The 14,718-nt window shown below is 60.1% G+C and carries 12 protein-coding genes and 1 pseudogene; 3 read left to right on the plus strand and 10 right to left on the minus strand.

Annotated features, from left to right (window positions below; all coding sequences use genetic code 11):
* A pseudogene (locus tag ABS88_RS16255) lies at nt 1-307 on the plus strand (recombinase family protein); the annotation flags it as partial.
* 165 nt (nt 308-472) lie between these two features.
* Here ABS88_RS16255 and ABS88_RS16260 read toward each other — a convergent pair.
* The 10 genes from ABS88_RS16260 to ABS88_RS16305 all read right to left on the minus strand — a co-directional run bounded on the left by ABS88_RS16260 (nt 473) and on the right by ABS88_RS16305 (nt 12,023).
* Nucleotides 473-1,102, minus strand: a complete 630-nt coding sequence (locus ABS88_RS16260) for an FkbM family methyltransferase (protein ID WP_286750140.1) — start codon at nt 1,100-1,102, stop codon at nt 473-475.
* Nucleotides 1,103-1,132: 30 nt separating this feature from the next.
* A complete protein-coding gene (locus ABS88_RS16265) occupies nt 1,133-1,825 on the minus strand; it encodes an HAD family hydrolase (RefSeq protein WP_286750141.1) in 693 nt (230 codons plus the stop codon).
* A 13-nt stretch (nt 1,826-1,838) separates the two neighbouring features.
* Complete coding sequence (locus tag ABS88_RS16270) at nt 1,839-2,792, minus strand: ATP-grasp domain-containing protein (protein WP_286750142.1); 954 nt, start codon at nt 2,790-2,792, stop codon at nt 1,839-1,841.
* Nucleotides 2,785-3,396, minus strand: a complete 612-nt coding sequence (locus tag ABS88_RS16275) for a sugar transferase (protein WP_286750143.1) — start codon at nt 3,394-3,396, stop codon at nt 2,785-2,787. Before ABS88_RS16275 ends, ABS88_RS16270 begins: the two co-directional genes overlap by 8 nt.
* A 1-nt stretch (nt 3,397) precedes the next feature.
* Nucleotides 3,398-4,666 carry a tetratricopeptide repeat protein gene (locus ABS88_RS16280; protein ID WP_286750144.1) on the minus strand — a complete coding sequence of 423 codons (1,269 nt, stop codon included), beginning with the start codon at nt 4,664-4,666 and terminating at the stop codon, nt 3,398-3,400.
* The gene (locus ABS88_RS16285; protein WP_286750145.1) at nt 4,663-6,870 is read right to left on the minus strand and encodes a GumC family protein; all 2,208 of its coding nucleotides are present in this window, start codon (nt 6,868-6,870) and stop codon (nt 4,663-4,665) included. Before ABS88_RS16285 ends, ABS88_RS16280 begins: the two co-directional genes overlap by 4 nt.
* Nucleotides 6,871-6,900: 30 nt before the next feature.
* Complete coding sequence (locus ABS88_RS16290; RefSeq protein ID WP_286750146.1) at nt 6,901-7,659, minus strand: polysaccharide biosynthesis/export family protein; 759 nt, start codon at nt 7,657-7,659, stop codon at nt 6,901-6,903.
* Nucleotides 7,660-7,667: 8 nt separating this feature from the next.
* Nucleotides 7,668-9,092 (minus strand): O-antigen ligase family protein, encoded by a 1,425-nt coding sequence (locus ABS88_RS16295; protein ID WP_286750147.1) that lies wholly within the window; start codon nt 9,090-9,092, stop codon nt 7,668-7,670.
* Complete coding sequence (locus ABS88_RS16300; RefSeq protein ID WP_286750148.1) at nt 9,089-11,032, minus strand: nucleoside-diphosphate sugar epimerase/dehydratase; 1,944 nt, start codon at nt 11,030-11,032, stop codon at nt 9,089-9,091. Before ABS88_RS16300 ends, ABS88_RS16295 begins: the two co-directional genes overlap by 4 nt.
* Before the next feature lie 232 nt (nt 11,033-11,264).
* On the minus strand, nt 11,265-12,023 hold the full coding sequence (locus ABS88_RS16305; RefSeq protein ID WP_286750149.1) for a metallophosphoesterase: 759 nt from the start codon (nt 12,021-12,023) through the stop codon (nt 11,265-11,267).
* Between the two features lie 242 nt (nt 12,024-12,265).
* Between ABS88_RS16305 and wecB the strand changes: the two genes are divergently transcribed.
* Nucleotides 12,266-13,384, plus strand: coding sequence for a non-hydrolyzing UDP-N-acetylglucosamine 2-epimerase (wecB, locus tag ABS88_RS16310; RefSeq protein ID WP_286750150.1), 1,119 nt, complete (start codon nt 12,266-12,268; stop codon nt 13,382-13,384).
* Entirely contained in the window at nt 13,371-14,666 is a 1,296-nt protein-coding gene (wecC, locus tag ABS88_RS16315) for a UDP-N-acetyl-D-mannosamine dehydrogenase (RefSeq protein ID WP_286750151.1), read from the plus strand. The genes wecB and wecC overlap by 14 nt, the downstream gene beginning before the upstream one ends.
* The last annotated feature ends 52 nt before the right edge of the window (nt 14,667-14,718 follow it).

Raw genomic sequence — 14,718 nt, forward strand, 5'->3', positions numbered from 1 at the left:
TCGCGGCAAGCGCAGCACCAGGCTGGTTATCGCCGCCGCAAAGACCGACATCCGCGCACCCGATCCCCGGCTTGTCGCGCTCATCGCCAAGGCGCATCGTGCCCGCGAGCATCTGTTCGCCAGCGCCGTCTCACGCGGTGATCGCCATGCCGAGCGACTCGCGCGCCTTGCCTACCTTGCTCCAGATATCACCAGCGCCATTCTCGATGGCACACAACCTCGCGCACTCACTTCGCGCGAGCTGCTCAAGATGCCTGCGCTCCCGCTCGCCTGGCCCGATCAGCGCAAACTTCTCGGATTTAGTTGACCCCTCCGTCGAATGGTGGCCACGTAAATCGCCAACGGAGACGCGCGCGAAAGATACCCACTATCTCCGTACCGGAGCTCGCATCTCCGGCCAACACATCGAAGCTACGCGCAAAAAACCCGCAGAACTGCACCGATTCGTAGGCAACCATAGGTATTTACTGAATTATATCAATATCTTACATGTGCGTGGCGCACGCAGCACTGCCAGTTCGAAACCCTCGACGTCGATCTTGACGAACGACGGGGCATCGGGAACCTCCTGATCGACCCGCACGACCTGTACGACGCTGCTGGTGACATCGACATCGACTGTCCCCGCATGGGCTGCGTTGCTCTGCAACCCCTGGAAGTCCGGCACGAAGCTGTTGTTCTGCCCCGTCAGACTCTCTTCGTAGAAGACCAGGTCTTCGGCTTGCGAGCCGCAACCCTTTTCGATCAGCCTGACATTGTCGAGACCCGCGATATTCGCGCGAAGATATGGGAGGTTGTTCGATCCCGGTTCGAAAACGATCACGCTGCCCCGCCCTACGGCCTGTGACAGAAGCATGCTGATATAGCCGATATGCCCGCCGACCTCGACCGCGATATCGCCATCGTCGATTAGCAGACGGATGGCTTCCATCTCCTCCTTTTCGCGGTTGCGGCCGTGATACCAATAGCCTTTGTGCGCGAACAGGTTGAGCTTCACCGGCCGCCCCGTCCAGTGATGGCGTATCCGGATGTCCCGGTTGACCGCCTTCAGCACAGGAAGCGCGATGGAGCGAAGAATCTTGTTTTCGTAGAGCGAAGTCATGTTGCTTTCAGTTCCCAGCAGCGGTCCCGACTAATGCTCTTCCGGTCGCCGCACAAGCGGAACGACATCGCGGCCACGAGCCGGGCAGGACGCCAGTTCGGCAAGCTCGGCAAAGCTTCGCATGGCGAATTGGGGGTGATAGCTCCGGTCGGGCGGTAGATGCTGCCCATGAACTCCTTGCCCATCGTGAACCAACATAATGGTCAGCCAACCAAGGCCGTTCGGCGCGGCGAAATCCTTCGCCGGATTGTCGCCGACGTAGACATAACGCCCCTCGCCTAATCGCTCCTCCACAGCCGCGAAGCGAGCGGGATCGGTCTTCAAAAGTCCGACTTCTTCCGACACCGAGATATAGGCCGCATCGAGACAATTTAACGCCGAGATCTTCGCGCGTTGCGTTACGCTGCGTCCGTCGGTCACGATGGCGTAAGCGGTCCTGTCCGCGCGCAGGACATCAATAAAATCCGCGGCATCCGGCCGAAGGGAAATGGCCGGCACATGGGCGCGCATCGCGTCGAGAACGGTGCTCCGTATATCCGGCGGCAAGCCATGTTCGTCCCATAACCGGCCTATCGGATTCTTCTCACCGGCCGCACGAAGCACCAGCAGCCGGTCAGCGGCATTAGCTAACGAGAAGCGTTCCGCGACCTCTCCACCAACGAAACGCAAAGCGGACCGGACATAGTCCTCTTCGAAATAGAGCGTGTCATCGAGGTCGAACACGAAATGAACGGGGTCATTCGCCAACGAACACCTCGGCATCGTAACGCAACATCATCAAGCCGTCGCGCCAATCGTCATAGTCGGGGATCGCGGCGCCCATCAGATATTCGTCGATCAGCCATTCGTGATAGCGCGCGCCGCTCCGCGCGGTCAGCGGATAGCCGCCGCCGAACCGCGGATTGACCTCGATCAGGAATATCTCGGACGTTTCGCGATGGCGCATCACCTGAATGGTCAGGCAGCCCACCGCGCCATCGATCTGCCCAATCCGGTCCTTGAGGTGGGCCACGATATTGTTGCGGACAGCCCGTCCCTTCGCCACTTCGCCGCCCCGCACTTCGATACGCAGTCGAGGCACGACGCACCGCATCGCGCCGCTTCGATCATAATAGGCGTCGCAAGTATATTCCTCGAACTCGGCAGGGTCGAGATACTGGCAGAATATATTGCGCGGTTCCGCCAGATGCGCGGCCGTGAGGTCTTCCGGCGCTCGCACCACCGATATGCCGACACTAAGCGAACCGTCATAAGGCTTGACGATCAGGGGATAGGCAAGATGTGCCGGATCGTAGAGCATCGGCGACCGCAGGCCATAGGGTTCGAAAAAGGAAATCGTCTTCCGCTTGTCCGCGCAAGCGTCGATAACCGGCGCTTCCGACACGGCAAGAAAACATCCGAATGTCGCGAAATGCGACCGCAGAGAGGCCAGAACGGGCAGCTCGGTGTCGATCGTCGGAATGACCAGGCGGACACCATTGCGGCGGCAGCAATCCTCAAGCGCGGCGAGATATTCATCTGATCGCACATGCGGCAAACGAAAGGACTGGCCCGAGACCTGACAGGCCGCACTCATATCGGGGTTCATGTCGGCAGTGGCTACGCTCAGTCCGCGCGCCTCCGCGGCCTTTGCCACGCCCCGAAACAGCGAAACCCGTCTCCCGGCCGAAAGGAGCAGAACATCAGCCATGATCGCCCATGCCTTCGGTCCCCCTAAAGACAGGCATTGTCGCGTTGTCGGCCGCACTGATGCCGTCCCGCCGGAACACTTTCCAGATCGTCAACAACATGATCTTCATATCGACCCAAAGATTGCGATGATCGACATACCAGACGTCGAGCTTGAATTTCTCATCCCAACTGAGCGCGTTACGCCCGCAGACCTGCGCCCATCCCGTCAGTCCCGGCCGGACGAGATGGCGCCGTGCCTGCTCAGGGGAATAGAGCGGGAGATATTGCATCAATAGCGGACGCGGTCCCACCAGGCTCATGTCGCCGCGCAGGACATTCCAGAGTTCCGGCAATTCGTCGAGGCTCGCCGAACGCAGCCACTTGCCGAAGGCGGTCAGCCGCTCCGCGTCGGACAACAGCCGCCCGTCGGCATCGCATGCGTCCGTCATGGTGCGGAACTTCAGCATGGCGAAGGGACGCCCCAGCAATCCGGGGCGCTGCTGCCGGAAAAGCACCGGCGACCCCAGCTTGATCCGCACGAGCATGGCGACCAGCGCCATAACGGGCAATAAAAGGATCAGTCCCAGCGCGCTGCACAGAACATCGACCGATCGTTTGAGCACGTCAGCGCGCCGTTGCAGCTTTGGCCAACTCCAGATCGCCCACGATCAGGCTGGCCGGATTGGTGCCGATACCGCCCGCAATTCGCATGTCGAGCCGCACCACGTCGCAATCGGATGGCAGCGGCATGGCCATCATCTTGTTCAGCGGCGTCGCGGCGTCGAGCAGATTGACCGACGTTTGCGCCGCGCCCTTGGCCTTCCCGGCAACGCAAGTCACGATCCATGTCGCCGCGCTCTGCAAATTGGTCGATCGGTCGTACACGCGCCAGCGAAGCTGCGAGGCGGCGCCCGGCGTGACGAGCTTGGACGCGGCCATGCCGACAGTCCCGGAAGAACCGTAAAATTCGATTCCGCTTCCCTTTGCATCGACGCTGACCAGGGTGGCGCCGAAGGAATCATTCGCCAGCGACCAGATGAAGGGCGGGTAACCGGTGACAAGCCCGTTCTTCGTAACGCCGCTGACATCACCCAGCGCATCCGGCTTGCCGTTCGGCAGCAGCGGATAGAGCCGCAGCGCGACGTCCACGGAGCCTTCATCGACAAGTCTGGTCACGAGCTTGGCATATGCCGGTTCAAGCTCCGCAATGGCAGGAGCTTTTGCTCGGCGTTCGATCAGCAATCGCGCTGCGGGTTCCGCCCTGGGCAAGCCGTTCACCGCCGCAATCAGCAAGGGTCTGAACCATGAGTTGTTCGCGCGAATATAGGGCTGAAGATAGCGCCGCCCTTCAGGCGCTACCATCACTGCGGCCAGGCGGGGAAGAATCTCAGGCTGGGTCGCCGGCTCGACACGCATGATCAGATCGTAATGAGCCAGGCCGCCAGCAATCGACGAGCGACGAAATGCGTCTTCGGCAAGCCACAACTGAACCGCGGTATCGCGCCGCGTGATCCGTTCGGCGTCCGCCATCACGCGACGGGCGCCCTCGAAATCCTTCCGCGCCTCCAGCCCCTTGCCCACCAGCCACACGGATCGGGCCGACAGCGGTGTATAGCGCAGCCCCATATGACCTGACCGAACCAGCTTCGCCGCATCAGGCAACTTTTTCCGTTTCTGGAACAGTTCGATCGCCAGATCGCGTTGAGCACTACGCCAAGAGAAAAAGCTACCGCCCAGCGGACGGAATGTATCGAGCTTGATACCGATCGACGCCGCGGCCTGCGAGAACGCAAGTACCGAAAGCAGCAGTCCAAACAGCAGTACCAAGAATATCCATGGTGTGAAGCGCAAGGCAAGAATCTCTTCCCGATGTCCCCGATCGACCGGAATCACCCCTGCGCCCCATCGGTCTTCTCACGCCCATAATCATAGCCATAGCCATAGCCGTAACCATAGCCGTAACCTGCCTGCTTGGCGCTATATTTGGTGAGCAACACGCCCAGGATATGCGCGCGCGAATCACGAAGCCGCTGGATAGCCGCTTGCGAGGCACGAACGGCCGTGCGGTCGGCCTCGATAACATAGACCACGCCTTCGACAACATTTGCGATCAGCGGAGCATCTGACAGGCCCAGCATCGGTGGGCTGTCGAGGATGACGTGATCAAACCGACTGGCGAGTTGCTGGATCAACAGCGCCAGACGCTCGCCACTGAGCAGTTCGGACGCGCTCGGCGGCGTGGGACCCGCCGCGACGAAATAGACATTGTTCGCGGTCGTTTCCTGGACGAGTTTCTCCCAATTGTCGTCGCCTGCCAAGAAGTTCGATACGCCATATCCGCTCTGCAGTCCCAAGCGCGATGCCAGAATCGGGCGACGCATATCGACATCGACCAGCACGACCGAACCCGATGTGCGGCCCAGCACGCGAGCCAACGAATAAGCGGACGTCGATTTGCCTTCGGCGGGGGACGTGCTGGTGAGCGCGAAAGTCTTTGGCACGCCATGATCGGTCGAAAAGCTGAGATTGGTTCTGACCGTCATATAGGCTTCGGACAGAATCGACTTTGGATCGTTCATATTCTCCAGTGCGTCATCCTCAATAATCGGAATGGCACCGAGAAGCGGCACATCGAGCTTCGCTGCGACCTGCTGCGGCTCGCGCAGGCTTTCATCAAGATTTTCAAGGACGAAGATCGTGATCGCCGCCAACCCGGTTCCTGCGAGCAACGCGAGGATCAGGTTAACCAACAGTTTGGGCGACGACGGCGTTTCGGGTACCGGAGCCGGATCGACAATCGAGATGTTATTGGTGCCGACCCCGGCAACACCAATCTCCTTATAGCGCTGCAACAGGGAATCGTAGAGTTGCCGGTTGGTGTCCACCTCACGCTGATAGATGTTGTACTGGATGCTCGAACGGCTTTCGGAATCGAGTTGTCCGAGCAGTTCGTTGACGCGCCCACGTAATTCCTTTTCGCGCTGTGATGCGGCATCGAAATCGGCCGCATAGGAATCCCGAACCCGCCTTTCCTCGGCCGTAATTGCACGATCCAAGGCCGCGATCTGCTCGCGTGCCGCCTGCGCTTCGGGATATTCAGGCTCGAAATGCACGAGCATATCCTGATATTTGGCGTTGGCTTCCGCTCGGCGCGAACGCAGGTTGCTCAATGACTGGTTCTGCAAAGCCAATTGCGTGCTGCCCGCCGACCGCGCGGCGCGCAAGCGGGATTCCGCCAGCGTCCGCTCCGCCGTGGCTTCAATGAGCACGCGGTTCAATTGATCGAGATTACTCGAGGCAAGCGTCTGCGTCGTCTGGGTCTTTCCATCACTGCTCTTCGTCTCGGACAAACGGACAATACCTTGCCGGGCCGCATAGTTGACGAGATCGCGCTCCGACTGCTCCAGGCGCTCGCGCAGGCCCTGAAGCCGGGTTTCCAGATATACGCGAGCGTCCGCCGTCGAGGCAAGACGGCGGTCCATGCTCTGCTGAGCAAATTCGTTCACCCAAGTCTTTGCGATCAACTGCGAAATACTCGGCGACGCGCTGGCATAGCTGACATCCACCAGTGCAGAGCCGCGCACCGGCGAAATCGTCACATGGCCGAGAAGAATATCCGCAGCCTGCCTCTGACGGTCACGCATATTCCCGACCGACACGGTACCAGCGGCGCCGCCATTCGACAGGATGCCCTCACCCACCGGCGTCGCGCCATGGGCGTCGAAAAAATCCCTGTTCGTCGCCAATCGCAAACGCCGCTCGACGCGCTCGGCCAGCGAACGCGCGTTGAGCAGCGAATATTGCGTCAGATAGAATTCCTGATTGGGTGTCGCATCCTCGCGCTGCAGCCCCTCGACATTGGTGACGTTGGCCTGTTCGCGTGCAATCTCGATCCGCGATGTGGCCGTATATTGCGGCGTCATGAGCAGAGTCAGGATCGTTCCGATAATCACCGACACGGCGATGATCGCCGCGGCCACCCAGATGTGCCGCTTCAATGCGTTCCAATATTCCAGCAGCATCGGGGCTGCCCAGGAAGGCGCACTGGTGCCGGCGTCTTCGCTGGCCGTTTGCCCAAGAAATTCCATTTTTGACATCAAATCAAACTCTTAAAGCCAAGGTGCGGATTAGCGCCTGTTGTCCAGAATCGCAATCAGCGGCGAAATGAAGAGCGGCGCAACGGTCACGAGCTGCTGAAGCAATCGGCGCGAGGGGGAGTCGCCCACAACAACAACATCGTTGGGATAAAGGACTGGGTCCGAATAGGCGCCGCGGCGAATAGCGGCAAGATCGTATAGCGCGACCATTTGGCGGCCTTGTACCGTGCGATGAATGACCACTTCGCGAAGCTTCGCGAAATCGGTCGCTCCCTTCGCCGCAGCAACCCCGCGCATCAGCGTCATGTCACCGATCATCGGATAGTTCCCAGGCTGCTCCACCTCTCCATCGACCGTCACGAAGCGGCTGACGGATTCCTGAAGGTTAATGGCAACGCGAGGATTGCGTACGTGCCCGGCGCGAAGCTGCTGCGTCATCCGCTCCATCGCTTCGGCAAGCGTCAGATTGTTGAGATTGACCACACCCGCAACCGGCAGGCTGATCGCACCATCGCCATCCGCAGTCACGCGACGATCGGATAATTGCTCAATGCCGAGAACATCGACAATCAACTTATCATATGGTCCGATACGATAGCTATAGTGCTGCTCCGATCCCACCTGCCCGTCAGGCCCCGGCAATTCGCTGGCATCCACGCGCGTGACCGACGCGCCGCCAAGACCGCCAGCCGTCAGACTGTTCGCGCATCCCGCAGTCGTCAGCAACAGTGTCACCGCAGCGCCCGTGACCGCTGCTTTCACAAAATGTCTAAAATCGACTTGCGACATAACTCTCTTCATCGTTGAGCAGCCCGATAGGCATTTGAACACCAGCCGGCGGCAACAACCACCAACAGCATGAGCGAAGGAACCCGCAGCGGATAGTCAGCCGCACTATAGAGTGCAAGCATGGCGATGACGGAAAGGCCCGCACGGCCCAGGACCTGCGATTGGAAACCTGGCTGATCCTGCCGCAATCCCCGAAGCCTGACTTGCGAGCGCAACGCGAACAAACCCAGCACAATCGCCCAAAACACCAACGCAACGCCCGGAACGCCCGCCGTCAGCAGGGTTTCGAGAAAATCATTATGCGCATGATTGAAATAGGTCTGCGAAATCAGCTTGTTTGGTTCGAACAGCTGATAGGTTTCGACAAATGTTCCTATTCCACTGCCGAAAGGAAAAAATTTCTGTGCGGCGTCCATGACGATCGGAAATGTGCTCACCCGCAGTTCGTCGGCTGAATCGGTTTCGAGCAGCCGGTGAACAGCCGGTGTGCGCACAGCCACGATCACGGCAAAGATCGTAAAGAGCGACGCGAGACCAAAAGCGATCAGTCGGGTCCGATAGTCTGTCGCCCGATCCGCCGAGCGCGCCTTCGCGACAGGCGATTTATAGACCCACCACGCCAATGCGACGCCGAGCACCGCGAGCGCGGCACCGCCACGCGACCCTGTCATCAAGATCAACAGGAGTAGCACGAACGCCCCGATAATCGCCATCGTCCTTTGAAAGAGCAACTGTTCCGGCTTACCCTTGAACAGCGTAAGATTCGCGGCAATCAGAGGATACATAGCCGCAAGAAAGGCCGCCTGATGGTTCCGGTTGGCGAAAAAGCCGACACTGAATCCATTGTTCGTGATGCGATAGAAATAGAGCGGCCCCTGCGCCGGGCCAATGGCCTGAAGCATCCCGATGACACCGCTCATAAACCCCAAACCAAGAAGGATGAGCGGAATTCGACGCTGCCATTGCGAAGGGAGCGAGAGCACGAGAATCAACATGGCAACCGGCGCGGCAAGCGAGAACAGCGCGTTCCAAGTACGTGCCTGCGCGACCGAAAGCGGCTGCCAGGGAATATCCATTCCCACATCGCGATAGATCGCGACCATCAATTCCCGCCCCGGCAGGGAAGACCAGATCGCAGGCGGCAACGGAACGAGGTGCAGCGCCGGCAATAGTATCACGGCCAAGGCGAAGCACATAAGCGCGCGACCATTCCGCCACGCATCCTGCCAATAAACGGCAACGGCTAGTGCAAGGACGATCATCGATAGCGGCCGCCAGAAGAGCAGCGATAACAGATCGTCCCTGGCTCCGCCCGCCAACAGAAAAGCTACCGTCAGCAGAATGACCACGCCGTAATAGGCCAATCGATCACGTGACATGGACGTTGCGGCAGGCATATTATCCAGACGATTTTTCTTCAGGATTCGTGTCATCGCTTCGTCGATTTCTTCAGGGAATTGACGCGCGTTTGCGAGATGCTGTCATCTTCTTGGAGCGGCGGCGGCGCGTAATCGGGAACGACGTAACGAACCACCGTCATCGCCCCCTCGACATCTCCCGATTCCAGCGCACGCATCATCTTGTCCAATTGCGCAGACAGGCCACGCCAGTCGAACTTTTTCTCTCTCGCCCTCATTATACGGTCGTGATCTGTCGGCTCAGGATTATCACCGATGAGCAACTCCTCATACATTTTCTCGCCGGGCCGCAAACCTATTTCTTCAATGACGATATCGCCGTCAGGATTTTCGTGGTCGCGCACCGTACAACCTGAGAGCTGAATCATAGAGCGGGCAAGATCGAGGATGCGCACCGGCTTTCCCATATCGAGGATGAAGACCTCTCCACCTTTCGCCATCGCCCCAGCCTGCATGACCAATTGAGCCGCTTCGGGAATAGTCATAAAATAACGCGTGACCTCCCGGTGCGTCAAAGTCACGGGTCCTCCGCCATTAATCTGGGCCTGAAAGCGCGGAACGACCGAACCGCTGGAACTCAACACGTTACCGAAGCGAACGATAGAGAAGATCGTACCGCTCCCCTCGCCCGCCCGACCTTGAAGGATCAGTTCGCAAATCCGCTTTGACGCGCCCATGATGTTCGTGGGACGGACCGCCTTATCGGTGCTGACAAGGATGAAGCGCGAAGCGCCGACTCGCTCGGCTTCGAGACAGCAGTGAAGGGTTCCCGATATATTGTTCCGAAGCCCCGATATGGGATTCCTCTCGACTAAGGGAACATGTTTGTAAGCCGCGGCATGGAAAACGGTATCGGGCCGGTAGCGCTCCATGATCCGGCGAATCGCGGGTCCATCGGACACATCGACCAGTTCGGGAACGACAATGATCCCGCTATCACGCATATCCTCCTCGAATTCGGAAAGAATATTATAAAGGGCGAATTCGGACTGCTCCGCAAGCACCAAACAGCGCGGATGGCGCATGATCACCTGTCGGCACAATTCGGCGCCGATCGAGCCGCCCGCACCCGACACCAGCACTGTTTTCCCCGCGATCGCTCCGCCCAGCAACTGCTCATCGGGCGGGACCGGATCGCGACCGAGCAGATCCTCTACACGAACGTCCTTCAAGTCCCTGATCGATACCTGTCCATCGATAATATTGCCGATACTGGGAAGAGAACGGACCCGAACCGGATATTTCTTAAGTTCCTCAACAATCTCGCGCCGCCTCCCGCGCGTGACACTCGGCAAAGCCAGCAATATCTCATCAATCCCCAACTCGCCGATATAGCGGCTGATCTGCTGAGCGGGATGGATGGGGGCGCCGTCGATCCGGTCGCCAGCCAAGCTATGGTCATCGTCGAAATAACAGGTAAGCGGCAAATGCCCTTCGTGTCGAAGAGCCCGGCCCAATTGCTGTCCTGCACGCCCAGCGCCATACACTGCCACTCGGCGCGTATGGCCGCGATGCACCAAATGAAGAACATCCACCAGCGCATAGCGGACGATCACCCGGCTTATCGCGAGAAGCATGAGCAGAAGGATGGGCTGAAGAATTCCGATCGTTCGAGGCACCCCATCTACACCCACGAAACTGAAGATCGTAATCATCGGCAATGAAAGTATGAGGCAGGCGACGCCGATATCGACGATGGTTCGCCCTCCAGCAAACCGGATGATCGCGCGGTAGATACCCACCCATAAGGCGATGAGAAACCAGCAAGGCAGCACCAGCGCGATGACAATCAGCACCGGCCGACTAAAAAGGTCCCATCCGCCCAGCCGGATTGAGAAAGCTAGCCATACCGAAAGGATGCAAGTCACCACGTCCATCGCAAATGCGATCGAGCGCCGCATTGCGCGCGGCAAATCTGCCACCCGCCGCAACACCGAGACCACGAAGTTGAGCAAAGAGGACGTTTCAGTGGATTGAGACAGAGTCACATCAACCCGCTAAAAACCGGCCGGTAGGAAAAGTATCTGCGGGTGAGCAATGGTCATGGCTTAGCGCTTGCGGGTTTGTCCGATCAATGACTTGCAACATCAACAGGCTGCCTAGCGGCTCTTAGTGCCGCATCCAGATGGGAGCAATGACAAAACCCGGCGAATCCAGAATGTGGCAACGAATCAGGCGACAGTAGCCTCATGTCCTCAGATAGCGACGCGCGGTTCCCTCCAACACGATCGCGGTCAGCACATCCGACGCATAGGCGCCAGTGTCGATCCCGATTCGATTTGACCGCTCGTCAACATCGGCCCCTATCGTATGGCCGTGGACGATCATCGCGCCATGATCGCGATCGTCCTCCAAGAAATCATCGCGAATCCAGCGCAGATCGGCAAGCGTCTGCTTGCGGAGCGCAATGCCTGGGCGGATACCCGCATGTACGAAGACATAATCGCCGATTTCGATTACATCTTCGCCGCCGCTCAGAAATTCAACATGCGACGGCGGCACCATCGCCGGAAAATGCTCCGCAACTTCATCGAAGGTCGCTTCGGTCAAGCTCATCGCGCCCTTCCAATAGCTTTGCACCGTAGCGTATCCTCCGATCCGCATGAAATAGCGCACTCGGCGGATGTCTCCCGTCAGCGCGGAAAGGAAACATTCCTCATGATTGCCGATCAACAGGCGCGTGTCTTTGAACTCTTCCTTCAGGTGGATGGCACGTTCGACAACTGCGGCCGATTGCTGTCCGCGGTCGATAAGGTCGCCAAGCAGGATCAGCGTGACTTCCGCCGATGCGTGCGCAGCATGATCGGCACGGATCAGATTCATGAGGGCTGCGAACAAGTCATCACGGCCATGAATGTCGCCAATCGCATAGATGCGCCGGCCCGCGGGAACAGCGAAATCGTTCCGTGCGGTGGGAACATGCTTGTTCTTACGCTTCCAGAACATGAAACAATCCAACTTGCAAAAAAAAACCGGCAGCCGTGGGCGAGGCAAGCTGCCCCTAGCCTTCCCGGCATCGGGAGACAATAAGGGCTTTGCCGTGTGTCCGTTGATCGGTGTATCCATCCGGTTGATTTTACACAGGTCGCGCGGACTTAAGGGTGTCGCAAGCTTTGCGGATTAGTTGATCATGGCCGGTCGGACTTTTCCGAGCGGGAAAGGCTAATGGTAAAGTGAAGGAGCCGACGATGCAGGTGATGAGCGTTTTCGGCACACGCCCGGAAGCGATCAAGATGTTTCCGGTCGTCCATGCGCTGCAGGCGCGAGACGGAATCGACGCGCGCGTCTGCGTGACGGCGCAGCACCGCGAGATGCTCGACCAGGTGCTGGAGATCGCGCGCATCGTGCCCGACATCGATCTTGACGTCATGACGCCGAACCAGTCGCTCGACGCGCTGCTCGCGCGGCTAGTGACGGGTCTCGGCGAGACGTTCGATGCCGAGAAGCCGGAGCGCATTCTCGTTCACGGTGACACGCTGACAACGATGGCGGCGACGCTTGCCGCTTACTTCCGCAAGATACCCGTCGGGCATGTCGAGGCGGGGCTGCGCAGCGGCAATATCTATCATCCCTGGCCCGAAGAGGTGAACCGCAAGGTCGCGGGCGCGATCTCGGACCTGCATTTCGCGCCGACTGAGACCGCTGCCGCCGCGCTTCGTGCCGAAAATGTGCCTGCCGAGCGCATCCACGTCACCGGCAACACCGTCATCGACGCGCTGCTCGCCACCAAGGCGCGAATTGAGGAAGAACCGGCGCTGGCCGCCGGGCTCGACCCGCTGCTCGCGCGCTTCGCGGGCAAGCGGGTCATAGCCGTAACATCGCATCGGCGCGAGAATTTCGGCGACGGCATGAAGGCGATCGCCGAGGCCATCGCCGGTATCGCGGCGCGCGAAGACGTCGCGGTGATTTTCCCTATCCACCCGAACCCGCATGTGCGCAGCGCGATGGAACCGATCCTCGGCAATCTCGCGAACGTCGCGCTGATCGATCCGCTCGACTATCCGCATTTCGTCCGCCTGCTCGGCCTCAGCCATCTCGTGCTGACCGACAGCGGCGGGGTGCAGGAGGAAGCGCCCTCGCTCGGCAAGCCGGTGCTCGTGATGCGCGAGACAACCGAACGCCCCGAAGGCATCGAAGCCGGCACCGCGCGGCTCGTCGACACCGACAAAAATCGCATCGTTTCGGAAATTTTCAGCCTTTTGGACGATGAAGGCGCCTATAACGCCATGGCGCGCGCGCATAATCCCTTCGGAGATGGCCGCGCCGCCACACGAATAGCGGAGATTGTTGCGCGTGCCCATCGATAACGACCAGCAGGTTACCGTCCTCGGCCTCGGCTATATCGGCCTGCCGACCGCCGCGCTGATCGCACGCACGGGCAGCAAGGTCACCGGTGTCGATGTCAGTCGGCACGTCGTCGACACCATCAACAGCGGCAAGGTGCATATCGAGGAAGTCGATCTCGACGGCCTCGTCCAGGGCGTCGTGTCGCGCGGCGCGCTCGTCGCTTCGATCGAGGTCGCGCCCGCCGACGTCTTCGTCATCGCGGTGCCCACCCCGCACGACGAGGAGCATCGCCCCGACATCACTCACGTCCTCTCGGCCGCGCGCGCAATCGCGCCGAAGCTGGAGGCCGGCAATCTCGTGATCCTCGAATCGACCTCGCCCGTCGGCACCACCGAGAAAATCGCCGCACTGCTCGCCGAGCTTCGCCCCGATCTCAAGGTGCCGGGCGCCTGCACCGGCGCCGCCGACATCTTCGTCGCTTACTGTCCCGAGCGCGTGCTGCCGGGGCGCATCCTCGTCGAGCTCGTCGACAACGACCGCTGCATCGGGGGCATCACCCCGCGCTGCGCGCGGCGCGCGATGACCTTCTATCGCCAGTTCGTGCGCGGCACCTGCATCACAACCTCGGCACGCGCCGCCGAAATGGTGAAGCTGGTCGAAAACAGCTATCGCGACGTCAACATCGCCTTCGCCAACGAGCTGTCGATGATGGCGGAGGAAATGGGCGTCGACGTGTGGGAGGTGATCCGGCTCGCCAACCGGCACCCGCGCGTCAACATCCTCCAGCCCGGGCCGGGTGTCGGCGGGCATTGCATCGCGGTCGATCCGTGGTTCCTCGTCCACGGCGCCCCCGCGCACAGCCGCCTGATCCGCACCGCGCGCGAGGTCAACCTCGCCAAGACCGCGCATGTCGTCGGCGCGGCCGAAATGCTCGTCTCGCAGCATCCGGAGGCGCGCGTCGCCTGCCTCGGCCTCGCCTTCAAGCCCAATATCGACGATTTCCGCGAAAGCCCCGCGGTCGAGGTCGCAGCAGCGCTCGCGCGTCGGTTCGGCCCGCAGATCCATATCGTCGAGCCCTTCGCGCGCACGCTTCCGGCCGCGTTCGCCGATACCGGTGCCGAACTGATCGATCTCGATAGCGCGCTGGCGTCGTGCGACATCCTGATCGTGCTCGTCGATCACGACCTGTTCCGCTCGATCCCGCTCGAGGAGCGTGCCGACAAGATCGTCTACGATACGCGCGGCCTCTGGCCCGACCAGCCTGGAGCGGCGACTAGCCACCGTCTGCACCGGGCGGCCTGACCCTTTTCCGCTTGACGCGGCGGGAGCGCCTCCACATCTGTCGGCCATGCTC

This window comes from Sphingopyxis sp. SCN 67-31 (genome assembly GCF_001725095.1).

Bases quoted from the DNA above. Each gene is read 5' to 3' on its own strand.
- ABS88_RS16260 (WP_286750140.1), bottom strand. From the start codon at position 1,102: ATGACTTCGCTCTACGAAAACAAGATTCTTCGCTCCATCGCGCTTCCT.
- ABS88_RS16270 (WP_286750142.1), bottom strand. From the start codon at position 2,792: ATGGCTGATGTTCTGCTCCTTTCGGCCGGGAGACGGGTTTCGCTGTTT.
- ABS88_RS16285 (WP_286750145.1), bottom strand. From the start codon at position 6,870: ATGTCAAAAATGGAATTTCTTGGGCAAACGGCCAGCGAAGACGCCGGC.
- ABS88_RS16290 (WP_286750146.1), bottom strand. From the start codon at position 7,659: ATGTCGCAAGTCGATTTTAGACATTTTGTGAAAGCAGCGGTCACGGGC.
- ABS88_RS16295 (WP_286750147.1), bottom strand. From the start codon at position 9,092: ATGACACGAATCCTGAAGAAAAATCGTCTGGATAATATGCCTGCCGCA.
- ABS88_RS16305 (WP_286750149.1), bottom strand. From the start codon at position 12,023: ATGTTCTGGAAGCGTAAGAACAAGCATGTTCCCACCGCACGGAACGAT.
- wecB (WP_286750150.1), top strand. From the start codon at position 12,266: ATGCAGGTGATGAGCGTTTTCGGCACACGCCCGGAAGCGATCAAGATG.